Origin of the sequence: Planctomyces sp. SH-PL14, assembly GCF_001610835.1 — a bacterium.
In the GTDB taxonomy this organism is placed as follows: Bacteria; Planctomycetota; Planctomycetia; order Planctomycetales; family Planctomycetaceae; genus Planctomyces_A.
This window is the reverse complement of record NZ_CP011270.1, coordinates 2549331-2566785: the sequence shown is the minus strand read 5'-3', so window position 1 is coordinate 2566785 and position 17455 is coordinate 2549331. Positions and strand designations below refer to the sequence as shown.

Sequence of the window (17455 nt, the reverse complement as noted above, 5' to 3'; positions counted from 1 at the left end):
AATGTCAGGAAATGCCCGCCAGAACACCCGGCGGGCTCGTGGCCTCAGGCTTAGGCCGCACCCTTGCTCCAAACGCCCCCGGTCGTCTCGCCGAGACCGAACCCGAAGTCGTGGTAGCCCCGCATCTCCATGCCGAGCGTCGAGAAGACGGTGTCAGCCGTTTCGATGATCGGGACCTGATTCCCGCGGTAGAAACCGACGTGGATCGGCGACCGGTCGCTCGACGGCGCCAGCAGCCCCCAGCCGGTGGAGGTCTGATTGGCGATCGCGTTCCCGTCCTGGTCCTTGATTGCCGTGTTGTTGATGTACGGCGAGCAGATCGGCGTCACCGTGCCGGCGTGCGGGTTCTTGCTGACGACCGTGGACGAGCCGCCGACGAGGTTTCGCTCCGTCGCGAGGACGTCGGCCGTGTCCTTGTTGGTCGAGCCGACCACGAGGAGCGTCGGCGTCACGAGAACGGGCTTGCCGTTGGGATCGACGAAGTCGATGAACATCTGCTTGGCGGTCGACAGCGAGCTGATCTGCAGGTTGGACGAGCCACCGCTGAAGTAGTTGTTGTTGCCCGCAGCGAAGTGCGTCCCGATGGAGGCGAGGAACAGAACCCAGTAGCCCTCGTCGAGGCGGATCGCCGCGGCACGTCCCATCGCCTTCGGCAGCATGGAGAACGCGCCGAGGTCGTCATTGGCCTGCATCTGCCGAGTCAGGGCGATGATCGTTCCGTAGGTGTCGGCTTTCACCGAGTACCCGGCTTCCGACACCCCGGCCCGCTTCAGCTCGCCGTCGGTTCCGACCTTCTTGTAGGACCCGTTCATGTCGAGGCGGTAGCCGGTGTGAACCTTGAAGTCGTTCACGGACCGGATGAACGCCAGCTTCTGCCAGGTCGTCTCCACGGACTCATAGCCGCTCATGAGCTCCTTGTTGGCGACGTTGCCGAGGATGCCCGTGAGGCTGATCGTCGAGAAGCCTTGGGAGGCGACCACCTCCCGCTCCGACCGCATCGTGGCGCGGATGAAGTCGTCGCCGGTGCGGGATCCGCGAAACCGCGATCCACGGCTCGACATGATCTCGTCCGCCACGCTCATCATCGTCCAGCCGCGGTTCTCCTTCGAAAGAGCCGCGTTGACCGTCTTCTCGCCGTAGTGCTTGGCGAGCTTGTCGTCGGGCCACCCCAGCTGCTTGAGGAGGGCCGCTTCGACGGTCGGCTGGTCGAGCTCCGGCGTCTTGGAGTGGATCGGGCCCGTCCAAGGCATCCGCCCCTCACCCTTCGGCAGGGCGGCCTCGACGATGGCCAGCTTCCCCGAGTCGAGCGAAATCTTGCCCGACATGACGTTCGTCCGAATGCTGGCCGCAACTTCGGGGTTCGCGTTGTACTGCTTGGCGTACTCGTCGACCTCGCGCCCGAGAGCGTCCGCCCGCATGCGGGTGTTCTCCGCCTCCAGGGCGTCGAGCCGCTTCTGCAGGGCGGCCGAAACGGTCTGCTGTTCGTTCAGCTGCGTCGCCAGCTCCTGGTCCTGAACGGGGGTGTCCACTGCGGTCGTCATCTGCTTTCCTTCAGTTGCAAGACTGGCAGCCAGCACGACCGCCTTTGTGCCTCTCCCACCGCCGACACCGACGAAGGAGACTTCCTTCAGAACACCGGCCCGAACAACGTGGACGGGACCGTGAATCGTTTGCCCGTTGACCTGCACCGACTTCCCGCGGGGAACCGGCTGAATGCGACCCTGGTCCGGGTCGACGCAGATCGAAGCATCCCACTTGAACCCGCCGGCCTGGGCCGCCTTGATGCGGTCCTTCGGTCCCCCCGGAACGCTCAATCGGCCCCGCGTGCGAATGTTCGTGGCGGCGATCTCGACCAGCTCCTGGTGACCGACGGTGTCGCCGTGTTCGAGCTTCGCCTTGACCTGATCCGGCTGGCGGAGGCCAACCAGATCGATCACGACCGGAGCGTCATACCCGTCGACATGCAGCCGGCCGCCGTCGTAGGCGTCCATCGCAAAAACGTCCGGGTCCTTCTCATCGAAGGTCAGTGCCGCGCGGATGGAAATGGGCTCGTGCATGGCCGAAAGAATGCCATGCCGTTGCAGAACGGGAAGACGAGCAGGAGCAATTCCGGAGCGATTGCAGCCAACTTGCTATTAGTAGCAATCGGACGGCGCCTCGACGCCTTGGAAACTGTCGAGGGAGGGTGTGATACTGCCGCTGGAGCCTGTCATCTTTTGCTTCTTCGGCCACACCACCAATGAAACCTTCAGCGGCAGACTTGTTGAATCAACTCAATGAGACAGATGAGCATCGGCGGGTAGAGGCGAAGTCTTCGCTGACGGAACTTGGGGACGCCGTCCTGGAAACGATCTGCGCGTATTCGAACGAGCCTGGTTTGCAGGGTGGGTTTCTTATGTTGGGAGTGGCCCAGTCCCCCTCAACGCTGTTTCCAACCTACGACGTGTGTGACCTCGAAGATCCAGACGCAACGCAGTCAATTCTCGCAACCCGGTGCCGGACTGAGTTCAACGTCACCATCCGCCCGCAGATCGCCGTCGAGATTGTTCGGAACAAGAGAGTCGTCGTCGCGTACGTCCCAGAGGTGTCCGCGAACGAGAAGCCCGTTTTCATCAAGAAACTTGGACTTCATAAAGGCGCGTACCGGCGAATCGGCCCAACAGACCAACTCTGCACCGAAGACGACTTCTGCAACCTCTTCCAATCCAGAAAGCCGGAAACATTCGATCAACAGGTCGTTAACGCGACTGTCGAAGCTGATCTAGACCCCGAAGCCATCCAGCGAGTGCGAGAGGCCGTCCAGAAGAACGAACCAGATGCGGAATGTGTCGCACTTCCTGATCCGGAGTTTCTGGTGGCCATGGGAGCGGCGAAGGTCGTGGAGTCCAAGACCCAAGCGACGCTGTCGGGCCTCATGGTCTGCGGGAAGCGCGACGCCATTCGCCGTTGCATGCCGATGGTTCGGGTTGATTACATCCGGACGGCTTCGACGCGATGGATGGAGAATCCCGATGCCCTCACAGAGTGCACCAGTTTTGCAAGTCGCCTACCGGACGTAATCTCGCGCGTGCACGCCGCAATCCTCGCCGACCTTCCCGTGCAGCACTCTCTCGAAGATGGAGCTGTGGAACGAACAGAGACTCGAGCGATTCCGTCGCGGGTTGTCCGCGAAGCTGTAGTAAACGCTGTCATGCATCGAGACTACCGGACTCCCGGGCCGGTTCAGGTCATTCGCTATCCGAACCGCCTGGAAATCAGGAACCCCGGATTCTCTCTGAAATCCGACGACCAGTTCTCGATGCCGGGCTCAATGCCGCGGAACCCGGCGATCTCATCCCTTTTGCACGACCTACGACTGGCTGAAACTCGGGGGATGGGATTGGGAATCATGACGCAGGCTATGAACAGCATCGGGATGTACGCGCCATTCTTCGATTCTGATCGTTCCTCCAACATGTTCTCCGCTTTCTTCGTCTTCCATCGGGTTCACTCTCCAGAGAGCGACTGTTGGATCAAGAGTCTCGGCATTAGCTTCCCACTAACCGAACATGATAAGCAGGCGCTTGTTTTCGCGCGCGAGATGGGCGGGATCAACATGGGGGCTTACAGATCCATCAGCGGTCTCGACTCGCTGCAGTCCAGCCGCCGATTGAGGCTCCTCCGCGACGCCGGGATTCTGCGACTCAAGGGCCAGACCCGAAAATACTACGTGCTTGAGGAGAAAGTGGGGAGTTCCGACGGAAAAGTGGGGAGTTCCACGCCCAAAAGTGGGGAGTTCGCCCCAAAAGTGGGGAGTTCAAATGGGGTAACAGAGGATGACTTTTCCGAGGTGCCGGACGTCGTTTGGCAGAAAATCGGTAAGCTCGGAGGGCGAGCATCCGCCAGTCGAATGCAGAGGGCAATCCTCGAATTGTGCGCCTGGCGCCCTCTAATGCCAGCAGAGATAGCTAAGTATCTCGACCGGACATCGGTTAAGCGATTAGTTGCGAGTTACATTACGCCGATGGTGGAGTCTGGTCTTCTCGAAAGAACCATACCGGACATCCTGAATCACCCCGCACAGCGATATCGGCCCACGACGCAAGGGCTTTTCGACATTCTCTGAGGCTTCACCAGAGTAGTCGGTCACACCGGCAACGTGTCGTTCGCGGGCACTTTCGCCTGCTGCGGACCGAAAACCCGGTTGAAGATCGCTCGCCGATACTCCTCGACGGTGACACCGAAGTGAGCCGCCGCGCGGGCGTCACGGGCGTCCAGATCCGGGCATTCCGTGAGGGATTCCCGGGTCTCTTCGCCGATCCCGAGCCGCGTCTCTTGAGCGGCTGATTCGCGCGACGGGTCGACGACGAGCTTTTCACCCGGCCAGAGCCATTCGTGGCGGTCCGGTCGAACCTTCGTCCAGTCGATCTCCGGATGCCGGGCCTTGAAGACGAGCAGCCAGACCGCATAGAGCTTCGACATCCACAGCGGCGCCCAAACCTGAGACCTATCGGCCTGGATCCCGTTGTGATACGGCGTCAGCTGATCGCGAACCCCGGAGTAGCCCCCGCCGGTGTCGTATCCCAGGGCCCGGGAGAGCGGCATCTTGAAGCAGCCCGCGACCTTCCCGGCGACAATCTTGTGGATCTCGGTGGGCTGAGACGGCGACGCGTCGTCCTTCAGCGAGACCGGTTCCATTCCCTCCGGGAGGATCATCCCCAGGCCAGTCTTGCCCGGGAGCTTGATGTCCTGCCACCAGTCCTCATCGTTCCCCTGATCCTCGTCGCCCCCGCCGCCGGCCTGCGACTGCAGCAGGATCCAGAACGACGAGCGGTTCGCCTCGCGGGTGCATGTTCCTTCGAAGTACTTGCGACCGTGGCCAGCGTTGATGACTGCGGAGGCGATGCGAGGGAAACCGCGGTGCTGCTCCGCTCGGCGTTCGCGGAACGCATGCAGGAACAGCGGCGCGGGGATCGTGTCGGCCTTCAGCTGCAGCCCGATCTTGTCCAGGTACTGCGTTCCCGGGTGGGCCAGGAGGACGTCGTAGGCGACCGGCTCGTTTGTGTGCGTGTCGATGTGGACCCCGTCGATGTAATCCGACTTGATCCACGCCCCCCACTGCGGCGACGCCAGGCGGTCCGACTCCAGGGCGACAGGGATTGGCCACGTCTCCGTAAACCGAATCTCCGCGCAGGCCTCGCCGTCGCCACCCGACTCCGCGACCACAGCTGTGCGCAGCTTGGCGGAGAGGTTCTGCGCTCTCCAATAGTCCGCCCAGTCCGCCTCGATCATGCGGTCAACGGTCGGGTCACCGCTGTCCAGCTGCAGCGTTGGGCCATCCTCCCCCACCAGATCGTCGGCATAGGTCTCGACGACGCGGAACACCATGTCGTTGTTCTGGAGCTCATAGCGTGCAATCGCCCGCAGGGCCCGGCGGACCGTTGGGGAGAGGGTAGCGTCCGCGTCCTTGAAGTCGGCCAGCTGCCAGAGATCATCCCGCGCGCGGGCCGCCTCGATCGCCGCCATCACGGACGGCGGTAGCTGGCGGATCTGCGACCGGACCGGAGGAGGCGACGTTTCAGCCTTCGGCCGGCGTCCCCGAAACGGTGCCAGGAGTGCGTCAATCAGTCCGAATCCCATGTTCATCGATCCTGTGTGGTCATGCGGAAAATACGGAGGAAACCCTTAAGCGACTTCGTCGGCTTGAGGTTGCCGGTTTCGGCCTCGCGGGCGTCTTTCTCCGCCTGCTCTTGGGGTGTCAGGAACGTCGTTTCCACGCCGTCCGTCTTCGTCGTTTTGATGTCGCGCTGAGACATGATGGACCTCCAGGACTGATTCGCCGGTCGTCATGAAGACACCGCATTCGCAACACCGGCGACGGCGTTTGCGGCACTTTTCCACTGTGTCCCAGACATTCACGACAATCGTTTCGCGGCAGGTGCAGATAGGGCAGGTGATGCCGCGGGAGACTTCGCCATCGGGTTCGTTGTCGGCTGTCATAGCCCCCTCTTTCGTGCCGCCGCGACGCGGCTTGTCTTCTGCTTCCGGGACACTTCACCCACCGAGATTCCGTTGAACCCGGCCACCATCAGCGTGCCCGTCGCGGTGTCGAGAAGGTGATTGTCTTCCCCCGGCTTGGGCTCGTATTCGTAGCCGTCGCGGTCGCCGACCTTCACGAACTGCCGCGTTTCGGCCGTGAGGTGGGCGGAGATCATCTTGTGATCGAGGGCCAGGTCCGTCCCCTCGCCGAAGAACGAGATGGCGGAGGCGGAGCCCAGCGGGAGCGACAGCCGATCGTGGAGCCGCGTCTTCCATGCGTTGGCATCGAACTCGGCGATCCGGATCTGCCGTCCCTTCGGCGGGACGATCCGGGAGTTCCAGCCGCGCGTCTCGCCGTCTACCTTGTCCCATGCCCCCATCGGCTTCTTTTTGACCGAGAGCGGCATCCCCTTCGTGGGGATCAGGATCGCCTTGTGCTTGCTCGCGCGGCAGAACCGGTAGATCGTTTCCGTCTCCCAGCCAGAGTCGATGCCGATCTTGGCCATGTTGTGGGCGACGCCGGATTCCGTGAAGAGCGGCTGCGAGGCGAGCTCGTCCGTCAGCTGGCCAAGGGCCCAGAAGATCATCGCGTCAACGTCGCCGTCTTGGCCGTGTGCCTTCCGGAACGCTTCGGCGATCGTCGGGCTGGCCTCTGAGGCATGGATGTAGGACCGATGCTGGTGCGGCCAGCAGCCGTAGGCGATGAACGAGCCTCCGAACGAGCCCCAGTAGGCCGCGGCGGTCCACCACAGCACCGTCTGACCGACGTCGATGTGGGAGACAACCACCTGCGTCTCCGCCGGCACAACCCACCGCTTGAGGCCGCTGCGTCGCTTCTCCAGAGCGTCGGCCTTTGGGATCCCGGTGTCGGCCTGCTCCGCCTTCGGAGCGTTCTGGTACTCCGCCAAGACCATCGGCAGACCGTTGTCGGCGATCTGGTTGTAGATGTGCTGCTGGGCGGAGATCTCCCCGGGCCGGAACCGGAACTTGTTGACGACCGTGAAGCCGGCGTCCATTTCCTCGCGGTTGACGACGTAGTGCTCGGTCGCCAGCTTCCCTTCCGGGTCGTGGCCAAGCCGGCGGCCGTCCTGCCGGAGCTCGACATACTTCAGCCAGAGGGTCTTGGCGTCCTCCGTCTGGGGCCACTCGATGACCTGCTTGTACCGGTCGCCGTTGTAGGTCGCCCGCTGCTCGCGGTCCGTGTACTCGGCCGAGATGCAGGTGTCGTTCTGGATCGTGCAGAGCAGAACCACGGAGAGGTTCTTGTCCGGGCCCCCGGCGCCCGCGATGGCGCGGTCGATGACGCCGCGGATGCGGGTCTTGAGCCGCTTGGAGATGGCCGACTGCTCGTCCTCGATGTCGTCGAGCAGGGCGAAGTCCGGCCGCTGGGCTCCGTCACGCTTGCCACGAATTTTGCCAAAAATTCCGACGCACTTGATCCGCGCTCCCGAGAACGGAGCCGGCCACATTTCGAAGGTGTTGCCGCATTCGAGACACAGGAACGGGCCGCCGCCGAGATCCCCAATCGTGTCCGCACAGAGGCAGAGGGGACACCAGGTCATCCAGACCGTCGGGAACTTGACCGTCTTCTTCGACCAGGCACCCATCGTCCGCCGGCCATTCACGGTCTGCTTCATCGCCTTCTGGGGCGCTTCCGACAGATCGCGGATCGGGATGCAGAGCTCCGGGTAGTCCTCCGCAAGCAGCTCGTTCGTTTCGACCGGGCTCTTGATGTTCGTCAGAATGTCCGCCGCCGCCTCGCCGTTGGCCGCGACGATCAACGGATAGTGGATCTTGCCCCGGATGATCCCCTTGAGCGTGCAGCCCTCCACGATGGACGTCTTGCCGCCGCCTCGCATGTCGGCGATGGCCTTCTGCCCGCCGTGGTCAAAGCGGTAGTCGATCTCCGAGATGATCGACGACTGGTTCGGCGAGAAGGGTAGATAGAACCGGTCGCCGAGGTAGTGCCGCAGCCAAGGCTCGGTCCCGGCCGCCTCAAGTTCCAGCCGGCGGCGGCGGTCCTTCACCGGCGGGATTTCCAGCGCCCGTTCCTGGGCTCGCTTCAGCGCCTTCCGCTTCTGGTCGCGAGCCGCTTCCGACGAGGGGGAGACCGTTCGCCGGAGCAGCGAGTCCCAACTTTCGCTGCTCATGCAGGAAAGCAATTCGGGCAAGGATCTGGTTTCGTTCGGAGCTGCGATCATCCCGATTCTCGTCCGTCTCCTGCTTGGCGTTCTGGCCTTCCATCGCCACGAACACGCGAGCCGCCGCCAGCTGCTCCCTCGCGTCGCCGTTCTCCAGCACCGTCTCAACCTGCTTGATGACCTTGGCTTTCAGGTCATCCGAGATCGGCCACCGGTTCCGAATTGCCTGTTCCACGAGTCTCAAGTCCGACCGGGACGGTCCGCCCACAATGCCCCCCTGACCCCGTAACCGTCAGGCGGACGGACTATGTTGATTTGGGTGGGGCAGGCTGTGCGGTTTGGCCGGTAGGCGACCAGCCGGGGGGCCCCTGCGAACCTTCATGCCAAGTCGGGCCGATCCGGCGGCGTGCCTCGCGGATTTCGTGGAATTCCTGCTCATGGGGAGGGTGCCCTCTCGGTCTGGCCGATCATGCGATCGACCATATAGAAGATGGCCGGCACGACCACGTTCCAGGGGAAGGGGAGGACGTAGCCGCTCCACTGCCCAATCCTCACCAGCTTCTGCCACAGCCACGGGACACCGTTGGCGACGAATGCGGCCTTGAGCAGTGCCCGTCTGTGCTTCCGCATCTCTCGACGGTGGGGAGCATCAGGGCTCGCCATCACCGTCAGCACGGAGTTGAACGTCACCTCAGCCGCGTCGGCGTACTGCTCCCACCGGGCCGGGTCGATTCCCTGCTCCTGGGCTTCCTGCTTGGCACGCTCTCTACGATCCAGGCGGATCCCCTCCGCTACCTCGGCCGGGTCGGTCGTCCAGGGGGCATTGACCATGAACGCATTCGGCCCGATCGAATCTGCTTCGACCGAGCCACAGAAGGGCGTCGTATTCCCGTCGGCTTCCACGCTCACACCTCCTTCTCGAACGAAACGATCAGGTGCAGCCCGGCCACGATCCGGCCATCGAAGTAGACGTCCACGTATTCCAGCCAGGGATTGACCCCGTCCCGATCCACTTCCAGCCGCTCGCTGGGGGTGATGCGAAAGCCGTGCGGTTGCGGCTCCACAGAGAACCGGAACGGCGCCCGCACCTTCAGGTTCGTTCCCTTCGTCAGTTCGATGAACCCGGCACCCAGTTCCCGAGCAAACTTCGCCACGGCGGCGGCCTGGTCGGGAGACTGGGCAACCGAGAGGTTCGCTTCCTGGGTCATCGTCGCCACAAGTTCAGGAAGTCCTTCAGGATGAGGAACATCCCAAGCCAGACTGCAAAAAAGAACACAGCACATGCTGCTGCGGAAAGTCCAAGCCAAAGCAGAACCGTCCACACATGACGCATCGTGATTTCAACAGCCAACAGCATTACCGCCTCCGTCGGGGGAAGTAGGTCCGGATCTGGCCACCAGCCTGCGGGGCCGGGCAAACGCCACCAGGGCACGGGGTGGCCTTGGGGGCGTCAGCCACGATCGGCGTCATGGTCGTGATGAGCTTCGAATCCGGCTGCAGGCCGCGAATGGTCCCCAGGAGACACCCATCGTCCCCGAAGACACCTCCGCCGCTGTCGCCGTTGTGGACCGGCGTCTCACAGGCGTCCAGCGGTACCAGACCGAATCCAGCCTTGATGTCGGTCGCCCCAATGTAGGTTCCCTGAGCGAACGACTTCGTCTTAAGCCCGTAGACCGTGACCCGTTCGCCGTAGACCGGCACTCGGACCGGAACCGGCTTCAGATTCGCCCCGGGGACGATCGCCACGGAGAAATCCTTCCCGGCGACCGGTGACCAGTTTGCCCGCTTCCATTCCCCGTCGACCAGGACCTCGGCGCGACTCCCGGCCGGCATCTGGTGCGTCAGGTGAGCAGCCGTGTGGATCTTGTCCGGACCGACCGCCACGCCGCAGCCGTCGAACGTCATGCTTCCCTGCTGCCCGATGACGCCATAGGCCATGCGGACGGGATAGACCGATTTGACCCACTCCGGGTCGATCTTGGGCGGATCCGCGGCGGCCGGGACCTCCGGCAGCTTGATTTCCGGAATGACGAACTCCGGGTCCTGGGGGAGCCCGGTGAACTCCGGTGCGATCGGCTCGCCCGAGACTTCGGCCGGCAGGGCGACGATGGGCAGGGCGACCGACTCCACCGCAGCGACGGCAACCGGCGTCACGGAGCGGGGGACCAGCGACAGGAGGGCGAGGAGCAGGGCGGAGCCGAGTGCAGAGCGGATCATCAGTCGATTCCCATCGGGTTGAACTGGCCCTCGTACTGGCGGTGGGGCGATTCATCGCCGAGCAGGACATACGCGCCGTACGGGGAGTAGTTCCGGTCCCGCATCTCTTCGTAGGCGGGTTCGGAGATGAAGAAACCTTTGTCGTTGTGCGAGTTCGCAACCCAGAACAGCCACTCACCGCGGGCGGTCAGGACGGGCCAGACGACCTCCGTGGCGTGTCCGCTGCTGCCGTGACTCCGGCGGTATTGGCGACAGACTCGAGCCGTGAGGCCGGGGACGATCTCTTCCGTCCGGAAACTGAGCCCCCAGAAGTGCCCCCAGTGGATCGGGTTGCCGAGGGCCAGGTGAATCTTGGCTTCGCCGAAGGACGGGGCGACGATCGCGCCGCTGATCCGCCGGGTGGCGGCACTGGCCTTGATGGCGGCCGTGTTCCAGCGGTCGAACTGCTGCCGGTTGCGGGTGTACTGGGAGTAGGGGTATTCGAGCTCCAGCGGAGCCCCAATGTCCTTCAGGAGCTTGACCGCGGCCGGAACGGACGTCCCCGTGTTCTGCCCCAGCTTCCCGTCGATGATCTCGGTGCCCTGATAGACGAACATCCGGGATTGCTCGCCGGCCTTCCCCTTCCGCCGCTTCTCGACGACCTCATTTCCGGACGTCGCGGAATTGGCGTTGCAGTCGTTTTCCTTCTGCCACTCGTTGCGGAGGAAGTTCCGCGGGTCGTTCTCCGCGGTGAGCAGCCGCTGCCAGTCCGGGAAGTCCTTCGGGTCCAGGGGGGCGCAGACCGAGAGCGAGCCATCGACTTCGGCTCGCAGCTCGTCGGATGCGATGATGATTCCGCTCACCGTGCCTCCATTCCCGCCGCGAAACTGCGGAACCAGTCCGCCCGGGCCTTCGCTTTGACCGCGTCGTCGGCCTTCAGTTCCCGGACCTTGGCGTACATGGTTTTGAACCCAGCCCCAGGGCCGTCCGCGTCGTTCGCCTCTGCGGCCTTCTTGCGGGCGATCTCCCTCCAGGCTGTCATCTCCGCGACTTCGTCCTTGAACTCCATCGCCTCGACGCGGTCAGCGAACTTCCGGGCCTCCACGCTCGTTCCCGCCCGATAGGCGTTCCGCATCGCGATCGCTGTGGCGCTCCCCTCGCCGGACGGCAGGGGCTCCGGAGCCGGAGGAGAAGCCCCCTGCCGTCCCATCGAGGAGACCAGCAGAAGCACAACGGCGGCGATCGACAGGAAGATGTTCCGGGAACTCACTTCGATTCCCCCTTCACCGGCCGCATCAGTTCCGTCAGGGCGGAAACGGTATGGTTCAGAACCGCGTCCCGACCCTGGGCCCGGGCGATCTTGGCCACCCGCAGCAGTTCAGCCGCAGCGGTGTCGATCTCGTCCTCGGCACTGGCGACGGGAGCGGCCTTCTGGGCCATGAACGGCAGCCAGTTCAGCCAGCCGCGTTTCTTCGCCTCGGATCCGCCGACGATCGTGACCAGCAGAGCGGACAAGCCGCCGGCAACCGTCTGCCAGTTCTCAAGCAACCAGGTCATTCGAGCCCCTCAAGAGTTATCGGCCTGCCATGCCTCCACAGCGGCAACGAGCCACGCGAGGCCGGCGGAGACCGCGGCGTCAGCCATGCCGTAGTCAAAGGCGTCGAGGACACCCAGACCGGCGATCGAACCGGCGGCGAGGAACACCACGGCCGCCAACTTGAGCGTGTAGCCGAGGTCCTTCAGGTCGAACGTCTTCGGCTTGGACGCCTGGTTCGTGTTCAGGAGCAGCCGGGCGAGTGAGAAAATCCGGTCGATCATGGGTTCACCGCGAAGGGTTTTTCGTTGACGCGCCGGTTGTTCAGAACCTCCCGCATCCACTGGCGCTCGGCTTCGCGGTCGTCCTTGATGAGCTTGATCTGCTCGGTGTGCTTCGCCTCGGAAGCCTCATAGCCCGACTGGATCTGCCGGAGCAGGCCGGGCACCAGCGCCTTGACGTCCTGGACGCCGTACCAGATGGCGGCGATGAGGATGGACAGGAACGCGCTCAGCACGACGACCGTCGGCGGTTGCGAGAACAGGAAGTCGGCGGCGCGGTCCTTGATGGACCGGGGGCATGCGGGGGAATCGCCAGACATCGGACACCTTGAAGCAAAGAAAGCCGCTCGATGCAGGGAGTGTCCACGAGAAGCCCCGCGCGGCTATGCCACTTTGGCCGTGTTTCAGCCCATCAGTTGCCAGAGACCTCAACCGGTGGAATTTCCGCATCGTGCGTGAGGCGGAGCGGTTCCCCTGGAGCGTCCAAAGCGGGAGTCCGGCAGAGTTTGTCCGGGTTGACGGACAGCGGCTTCTCACAGGTCGTGAACCGCTCGTTGCACCGCGCGCAGAACCGCCGCCGCTGATAGGCCGGGATCCCGTTCGCCTCGACGTTGTCGCCGTAGATCACGCGGGTGAGTTGCTTGCAGTAGGGGCATTGCATCGGGTCGTCTCAGCGAGTTGAGCGGGAGCGGTCAGGTTTTCCAATTGACGAGTTCCCACATGGTTGCGATGAAGGCATTTCGACCCTCACGCCGGAACTGCTATGGCCTTCGATTCCCACAAACTTTCCCCTGCGGCCGCATTCATCCTCGAAGCGGCGCGGACGTTCGAAACGCCGTTCTTTGTGCGGCATGCCGACGGTCGTTTCAGCGTGATCCTCGGGGACGTTCCTGACGGGCCGGACTTCACTGAGGACGAGCTGAAAGACGCCATCAGCGATCTGCAAAACCTGCGACTCATCATGGAAATCACCACAGGGACATTCCGGGTCACCGACCGGGGCCGATTGGCGAGGTAGGCCGGCCGGTCATCTCAAGGCTCCCACTTGTCGCTAAACCACGCTCCGACGATCCGAGCCAGCCGGGCATCGACCGGGCCGGGTTTCTGGTCCCGCGCGAAATGCAGGGTCCACAGGTGCGTCTCGATCACGCGGCGGGCTCTTACCCGGGCGGAGATTTGATCCATGAGTTTCATCTGGGCCTCAGAAGTTTGCGGAGTATTCCTGCTCGGGGGCCTTCTCCCCGAACTTCACGCAATGCGGCATCCACACCAGGGGAATCGTCCCCTTCGGGCCGGCGCGGTTCTTGGCGACGATCAGGTCAACCTCCCCGGGCCGATCCTTCTCGTCGAACTCGCTCGGTCGATGGATGAACAGCACGGAGTCCGCGTCCTGCTCGATGGCGCCCGACTCCCGCAGGTCGGTCAGCCGGGGCCGCTTGTCCTCGCGCTGGGCGGGGCTCCGGCTGAGCTGGGCCAGGAGCATCACCGGGATCTGCAACTCCTTCGCCAGCACCTTGAGCCGCCGGGTCATCTCCGCGACCTGCAAGTGGCGGTCAAGGTTCTTCGACTCCGACTCGATCAGGCCGAGGTAGTCGATGACGATCATCCCGATGCCGTAGGTCCGCTTCGCACGCTTGGCGAGGGACGCGATTGACGAAACCGTTTGCCGCGGGCTCCCATCAACGGCCAGCGACATGGGCGCAATCGTGTTGGTCGCGTCGGTCAACTCGAACTGTTGCTGCTGGTCGAGCTCACCGCGGAGAAGTTTCTGCCCGTCCAGCTTCGCTGAGATGCAGAGCATTCGCTGCATCAACTCCGTGTCCGCCTGCTCCAGGCTGAAGATCATCACCCCCTTTTCCGGCTTCTGGGGGACCTCCTGACCGCTGTCCTTCCGCCGCTGCCAGTTGGCCAGTCCTGCCCTTGCCACAGCCAGAGCGAAGTTGCAGACCAGGGCCGTTTTTCCGACGCCGGTGCGAGCGGCAACGACGATCAGTTCTGAGGGGTTGAAACCGTTGGTCAGTCTGTCGAGGGATGGAAAGCCGCTTGGCAATCCGCTCGGCAGGCCTGACTCGTCGCCGGCCTTTTCCATGCGTTCGAAGATTCGCTCGAACGTGCGAGGCAGGAGTTTATCGGCGAACATGTCCGCCATGTTTCGGCCGCCCATCTCGGCGCCCGTCTCGGTCAACCGCCGGACCGCGGCTTCAACGATCTCGTCTGCGTCCTGGGCGCGGGCGCCCGTCGCCATCCGAAGGATCTCTTCGCCCACTTCCCGAACGGTCCGGAGTTGATGCGCTCGATGAACGAGGTTCGCGTATCCCTGAACGTTGATCGGCTTGAAGTAGGGGTCGTCGAGGACCGTCAGACGCACATAGTCGGCACCGCCAACGGCCTCGAGAGTCCCTCGCCGCCCGAGCTCTGCCACGACCGCCGCGATGTCCAGCGACCGTTCGCCGCGTTGATACATCGCCTGCATCGCTTCAAAGATCCGCCGATGCTGCGGGAGGGCGAAGGACTCAGCGGTGACAAACCGCACGACCTCGTCCATCGCCAGGTTCTCGTCGACCAGGATCGACCCGAGGACGTAGCGCTCGTTGTGGATGTCCTGCGGCGTGAAAGTCGGTACCAGTTCCATCAGTGGGCACCTCCGACCCGCGACCGCGGCCGACGGAACGAGTTCCAGTTGCAAATCAGCACGTCAGCCCCCGCCACCAGCCGGTCCCAAACCTGGGGCGTCAGTCGTTCTTGAGCCGACCCATCGTCCAGCACGTTCACCGTTGCCCATGTCGGCCGGTCGTATCGGCCACGGCGATCCAGAACGCGGTAGAGGAACTGGGCCTGGAACTCGGTCACCTTCCCGCCCGGAGGTACCGGATCACTCAGGACCAGGATGTCCGCCGCGGACAGGTGATCGACGAAGTCATCCTCACCGCCGGGGATCCCCATGTAGGTCCGCGCTTTCGCGAACAGGTCCGGGCCGTTGAACCACAACACCGCCTTCCGCTCCATCACGGCGACCTTCACCAGCCACGCGGCCAGCCGATCCTTGCCCGTGCCGACCGGTCCCATGAACACGATGTTGCGGGTCAGGCGGGCCAGCGTGGGTTGCCGCTCCGGGGAGGTGTAGCCGGTCTGCTCGCAGATCCAGCTGATCACCTTCCGCTGCAGGGCGGAACTCTCCGGGTTGCTGGAGTAGACCCAGTCGGACATCCGGACATCGGCGTATTCCGGCCCCACGATCCGCTCAATAATCGGAACTACGGACTTGGGGCCGGGCGGCGGGGTCGAAGATGTCTCCAGTGAACTGTTTGATTCCATTGGACTTTCCCGAAGTCTTGAACACCCGGTCGTAGGTGCCGCCCACGATGTCATCGAGCCACGATGGTTCGGTTAGGAAGCGTTTCAGCGTGGGGCGGTAGTGATCGCCGCTCGACAGGACAAACGGTCCGTCTCGAAACTTCGCCATCGCCAGATCGGCCTGCTGGCGCCAGTGGGGATCCTGCCAGCACTCCCGGAACACCGACTGCAGATCCCGGGGAATGGCGTTCTTCGAAACCTTGCTGGACCCCTTGAGCGGGTTCCAGACGTCGCGGATGAAGTCGGCCCCGATCGTGTCCCAGTCCGGGGTGTGCTCGTCGTAGTGAACTGGGTCGTCGATCAGGGGGTCAGAACCGAGCGATTTAGGTTCTTGCGCTCCAGTAAGAGAGATACTCTCTCTCTTACTCAATACCGAAGTTGAAATTGAAGCGGGGGGTTCTAGGTTATGGCTAGGTTTTGAGTCGCCGCCGTCAGTTGCCGCAAGTTGTGTTCTAGGAGGACCTTGAGAGGACGAATCGTCAGAAAACCTAGCGTCCGTTTCGCTTTGGGTTAGGTTAGGGTTAGGTTTGCCCCTTTTGAGCCCCTTTTGCGCAACTCTAGGTTTCGGATTCCGCGGGCGGCCCCCCATTTTGCCGTTTTCGGAGGATGCCCGGTGACGCCTGTATTTGCGGGCCATCCGGCGGCATTTCACCGTTACGATTTCCCCCTCATGGGCGACCTCGGCAGCTCCGGTTTGCTCCAGGTCCTCCACCGCCTCGGCCATTTCATCCGGGGTGCAGCGACACTCCCTCGAGAGCTGCTCGACCGTCCCGGAAACCGTCCCGTCGCCGCGTGCGTCATGGATGGAGCAAAGGATGTCCATCCAGATTCCGCGCGTTGCGGGGCGGCACCGGGAAAGATGGGGATCCTTTTTCCAGTCGCCGGTGTAGAACTGAATTGCCGGGAGCTTCTTCATGGGTCAGGTCGAGGCTCCCGTCGCCGGGAGCACTGCCACGGAGCCGTGCATCGCCTGCGTCATGGGGGTGACGCAGGTAAGGGTGGAGAAGTCCTCCGCGGTCACCTGGGCCCCGGCGGACCGCAAGGAGTGAAACACAGAGCGCCGCATTTCCTGCGTGGCCTTGGTCCGATCCAAGATATCGCCGATGTGCGTGCATTCGTTTGCGCGGTACGCGAGTTCCTCCGCATCATGGGGCGTGATCTGCCGCTGCCGTCCGATCTGCAGTGTCCACTGTGCGGCCAGCGAGTTCTTCGCAGCGAGATCCAGGGCCAGGAGTAGCGCGGCGGTCAGCATCTCCTCATGGCTTCGAATCGGGCCACGGCGTAGGATGTTCATGGGACTTTTCTCCGAGAGGGAAAGGGACTGCGGCCGGCGAGGGTCAGAGCTCGACCGGCCGTTCTCATTACCGGGCCGACATCGGGAAACGGGAAACCCGATTGGCTTTCCGGGTCGGTCGTCGGGGGGCCGTCGGGGCAGCAGGTTCCGGGCGGGTCCCGGCCTCGTAAGCCAGAACCGCGGCCTCGGTAATCTTCCAGCGGCGTTTCTTCGAATCGGCTGGGCTCGTAGTGAACGCGGGGAGCGCGCCGGAAGCAATCAGGGCCAGGACAGCGGCGGGCGTGCAGTGCCACCGCGCGGCCAGCGTCGGCGGGGTGTAGAGCTCAGGCACCGGCCACCTCACGAACAGTGGCCGCAGCATCAATGAACTGCATTACGCGCTCGCGGTTCCATCGCACCAGTCCCCCAATGCGGCTCGGGGCCAGGAACGTGCCGCGGCTGACCATCTTGTCGAGGCCGCGGGTCGTACAGCGAAGCAGGGCAGCGACCTCAACGCGAGTCATCAGGGCAGGAGTGCCACTGGGCTCCGGGGTCATTGGGCACCTCGTCATCAAGAGCGAAGGGTGCCGCGAATCTTGAACAGGAACCACGTCCCGCTGACCGCGACACGTTCCAGCCGAATGCGGCGGAACGGTCA

Annotated in this window: 22 protein-coding genes; 2 read left to right on the top strand and 20 right to left on the bottom strand. The window is 63.5% G+C overall.

Going from position 1 to position 17455, the window contains the following annotated elements; translation table 11 throughout:
- Positions 1-50: 50 nt before the first annotated feature.
- Entirely contained in the window at positions 51-2057 is a 2007-nt protein-coding gene (locus VT03_RS10105; RefSeq protein ID WP_075092869.1) for a hypothetical protein, read from the bottom strand.
- A 182-nt stretch (positions 2058-2239) separates the two neighbouring features.
- Between VT03_RS10105 and VT03_RS10100 the strand changes: the two genes are divergently transcribed.
- A complete protein-coding gene (locus VT03_RS10100; protein ID WP_075092868.1) occupies positions 2240-4105 on the top strand; it encodes an ATP-binding protein in 1866 nt (621 codons plus the stop codon).
- A 20-nt stretch (positions 4106-4125) separates the two neighbouring features.
- Here VT03_RS10100 and VT03_RS10095 read toward each other — a convergent pair whose 3' ends face one another.
- The 12 genes from VT03_RS10095 to VT03_RS10040 all read right to left on the bottom strand — a co-directional run bounded on the left by VT03_RS10095 (position 4126) and on the right by VT03_RS10040 (position 12831).
- Positions 4126-5619, bottom strand: coding sequence for a phage portal protein (locus VT03_RS10095; RefSeq protein ID WP_075092867.1), 1494 nt, complete (start codon positions 5617-5619; stop codon positions 4126-4128).
- Between the two features lie 2 nt (positions 5620-5621).
- On the bottom strand, positions 5622-5795 hold the full coding sequence (locus VT03_RS33340) for a hypothetical protein (protein WP_156514386.1): 174 nt from the start codon (positions 5793-5795) through the stop codon (positions 5622-5624).
- Between the two features lie 180 nt (positions 5796-5975).
- The gene (locus VT03_RS10090; protein WP_075092866.1) at positions 5976-8168 is read right to left on the bottom strand and encodes a terminase gpA endonuclease subunit; all 2193 of its coding nucleotides are present in this window, start codon (positions 8166-8168) and stop codon (positions 5976-5978) included.
- A gap of 426 nt (positions 8169-8594) precedes the next feature.
- On the bottom strand, positions 8595-9068 hold the full coding sequence (locus VT03_RS10080; RefSeq protein WP_075092864.1) for a hypothetical protein: 474 nt from the start codon (positions 9066-9068) through the stop codon (positions 8595-8597).
- Positions 9065-9367 carry a hypothetical protein gene (locus VT03_RS10075; RefSeq protein WP_075092863.1) on the bottom strand — a complete coding sequence of 101 codons (303 nt, stop codon included), beginning with the start codon at positions 9365-9367 and terminating at the stop codon, positions 9065-9067. The genes VT03_RS10080 and VT03_RS10075 overlap by 4 nt, the downstream gene beginning before the upstream one ends.
- 148 nt (positions 9368-9515) lie before the next feature.
- On the bottom strand, positions 9516-10376 hold the full coding sequence (locus tag VT03_RS10070; RefSeq protein WP_075092862.1) for a trypsin-like peptidase domain-containing protein: 861 nt from the start codon (positions 10374-10376) through the stop codon (positions 9516-9518).
- The gene (locus tag VT03_RS10065; protein ID WP_075092861.1) at positions 10376-11218 is read right to left on the bottom strand and encodes a hypothetical protein; all 843 of its coding nucleotides are present in this window, start codon (positions 11216-11218) and stop codon (positions 10376-10378) included. The genes VT03_RS10070 and VT03_RS10065 overlap by 1 nt, the downstream gene beginning before the upstream one ends.
- Positions 11215-11625 (bottom strand): hypothetical protein, encoded by a 411-nt coding sequence (locus VT03_RS10060; protein WP_075092860.1) that lies wholly within the window; start codon positions 11623-11625, stop codon positions 11215-11217. Before VT03_RS10060 ends, VT03_RS10065 begins: the two co-directional genes overlap by 4 nt.
- A complete protein-coding gene (locus tag VT03_RS10055) occupies positions 11622-11912 on the bottom strand; it encodes a hypothetical protein (RefSeq protein ID WP_075092859.1) in 291 nt (96 codons plus the stop codon). The genes VT03_RS10060 and VT03_RS10055 overlap by 4 nt, the downstream gene beginning before the upstream one ends.
- Positions 11913-11921: 9 nt before the next feature.
- Positions 11922-12173, bottom strand: coding sequence for a hypothetical protein (locus VT03_RS10050; RefSeq protein ID WP_075092858.1), 252 nt, complete (start codon positions 12171-12173; stop codon positions 11922-11924).
- Positions 12170-12490 carry a hypothetical protein gene (locus VT03_RS10045; protein ID WP_075092857.1) on the bottom strand — a complete coding sequence of 107 codons (321 nt, stop codon included), beginning with the start codon at positions 12488-12490 and terminating at the stop codon, positions 12170-12172. The genes VT03_RS10050 and VT03_RS10045 overlap by 4 nt, the downstream gene beginning before the upstream one ends.
- 92 nt (positions 12491-12582) lie before the next feature.
- On the bottom strand, positions 12583-12831 hold the full coding sequence (locus VT03_RS10040; protein ID WP_075092856.1) for a hypothetical protein: 249 nt from the start codon (positions 12829-12831) through the stop codon (positions 12583-12585).
- 102 nt (positions 12832-12933) lie between these two features.
- Here VT03_RS10040 and VT03_RS10035 point away from each other — a divergent pair, with 102 nt between their 5' ends.
- Complete coding sequence (locus tag VT03_RS10035; protein ID WP_075092855.1) at positions 12934-13188, top strand: hypothetical protein; 255 nt, start codon at positions 12934-12936, stop codon at positions 13186-13188.
- A gap of 14 nt (positions 13189-13202) precedes the next feature.
- Here VT03_RS10035 and VT03_RS33335 read toward each other — a convergent pair whose 3' ends face one another.
- The 7 genes from VT03_RS33335 to VT03_RS10005 all read right to left on the bottom strand — a co-directional run bounded on the left by VT03_RS33335 (position 13203) and on the right by VT03_RS10005 (position 17321).
- Positions 13203-13355 carry a hypothetical protein gene (locus VT03_RS33335; protein ID WP_156514385.1) on the bottom strand — a complete coding sequence of 51 codons (153 nt, stop codon included), beginning with the start codon at positions 13353-13355 and terminating at the stop codon, positions 13203-13205.
- A 16-nt stretch (positions 13356-13371) separates the two neighbouring features.
- A complete protein-coding gene (locus VT03_RS10030; protein ID WP_075092854.1) occupies positions 13372-14802 on the bottom strand; it encodes a replicative DNA helicase in 1431 nt (476 codons plus the stop codon).
- Complete coding sequence (locus VT03_RS10025) at positions 14802-15404, bottom strand: ATP-binding protein (protein WP_197489277.1); 603 nt, start codon at positions 15402-15404, stop codon at positions 14802-14804. Before VT03_RS10025 ends, VT03_RS10030 begins: the two co-directional genes overlap by 1 nt.
- Positions 15405-15411: 7 nt before the next feature.
- A complete protein-coding gene (locus VT03_RS34145; RefSeq protein ID WP_197489276.1) occupies positions 15412-16440 on the bottom strand; it encodes a hypothetical protein in 1029 nt (342 codons plus the stop codon).
- A 3-nt stretch (positions 16441-16443) separates the two neighbouring features.
- Positions 16444-16818: a hypothetical protein gene (locus VT03_RS10015; RefSeq protein WP_075092851.1), complete on the bottom strand. Its 375-nt coding sequence runs from the start codon at positions 16816-16818 to the stop codon at positions 16444-16446.
- Positions 16819-16885: 67 nt separating this feature from the next.
- A complete protein-coding gene (locus tag VT03_RS10010; RefSeq protein WP_075092850.1) occupies positions 16886-17149 on the bottom strand; it encodes a hypothetical protein in 264 nt (87 codons plus the stop codon).
- Positions 17142-17321, bottom strand: coding sequence for a helix-turn-helix transcriptional regulator (locus tag VT03_RS10005; protein ID WP_156514384.1), 180 nt, complete (start codon positions 17319-17321; stop codon positions 17142-17144). Before VT03_RS10005 ends, VT03_RS10010 begins: the two co-directional genes overlap by 8 nt.
- Positions 17322-17455: the final 134 nt, after the last annotated feature.

What these genes read in the sequence shown, in the direction of transcription:
- VT03_RS10105 (WP_075092869.1), bottom strand. Translation starts at nt 2,057, where the DNA reads ATGCACGAGCCCATTTCCATCCGCGCGGCACTGACCTTCGATGAGAAG.
- VT03_RS10100 (WP_075092868.1), top strand. Translation starts at nt 2,240, where the DNA reads ATGAAACCTTCAGCGGCAGACTTGTTGAATCAACTCAATGAGACAGAT.
- VT03_RS10095 (WP_075092867.1), bottom strand. Translation starts at nt 5,619, where the DNA reads ATGGGATTCGGACTGATTGACGCACTCCTGGCACCGTTTCGGGGACGC.
- VT03_RS33340 (WP_156514386.1), bottom strand. Translation starts at nt 5,795, where the DNA reads ATGTCTCAGCGCGACATCAAAACGACGAAGACGGACGGCGTGGAAACG.
- VT03_RS10090 (WP_075092866.1), bottom strand. Translation starts at nt 8,168, where the DNA reads ATGAGCAGCGAAAGTTGGGACTCGCTGCTCCGGCGAACGGTCTCCCCC.
- VT03_RS10075 (WP_075092863.1), bottom strand. Translation starts at nt 9,367, where the DNA reads ATGACCCAGGAAGCGAACCTCTCGGTTGCCCAGTCTCCCGACCAGGCC.
- VT03_RS10070 (WP_075092862.1), bottom strand. Translation starts at nt 10,376, where the DNA reads ATGATCCGCTCTGCACTCGGCTCCGCCCTGCTCCTCGCCCTCCTGTCG.
- VT03_RS10055 (WP_075092859.1), bottom strand. Translation starts at nt 11,912, where the DNA reads ATGACCTGGTTGCTTGAGAACTGGCAGACGGTTGCCGGCGGCTTGTCC.
- VT03_RS10050 (WP_075092858.1), bottom strand. Translation starts at nt 12,173, where the DNA reads ATGATCGACCGGATTTTCTCACTCGCCCGGCTGCTCCTGAACACGAAC.
- VT03_RS10045 (WP_075092857.1), bottom strand. Translation starts at nt 12,490, where the DNA reads ATGTCTGGCGATTCCCCCGCATGCCCCCGGTCCATCAAGGACCGCGCC.
- VT03_RS10040 (WP_075092856.1), bottom strand. Translation starts at nt 12,831, where the DNA reads ATGCAATGCCCCTACTGCAAGCAACTCACCCGCGTGATCTACGGCGAC.
- VT03_RS10035 (WP_075092855.1), top strand. Translation starts at nt 12,934, where the DNA reads ATGGCCTTCGATTCCCACAAACTTTCCCCTGCGGCCGCATTCATCCTC.
- VT03_RS33335 (WP_156514385.1), bottom strand. Translation starts at nt 13,355, where the DNA reads ATGGATCAAATCTCCGCCCGGGTAAGAGCCCGCCGCGTGATCGAGACG.
- VT03_RS10030 (WP_075092854.1), bottom strand. Translation starts at nt 14,802, where the DNA reads ATGGAACTGGTACCGACTTTCACGCCGCAGGACATCCACAACGAGCGC.
- VT03_RS34145 (WP_197489276.1), bottom strand. Translation starts at nt 16,440, where the DNA reads ATGAAGAAGCTCCCGGCAATTCAGTTCTACACCGGCGACTGGAAAAAG.
- VT03_RS10015 (WP_075092851.1), bottom strand. Translation starts at nt 16,818, where the DNA reads ATGAACATCCTACGCCGTGGCCCGATTCGAAGCCATGAGGAGATGCTG.
- VT03_RS10005 (WP_156514384.1), bottom strand. Translation starts at nt 17,321, where the DNA reads ATGACTCGCGTTGAGGTCGCTGCCCTGCTTCGCTGTACGACCCGCGGC.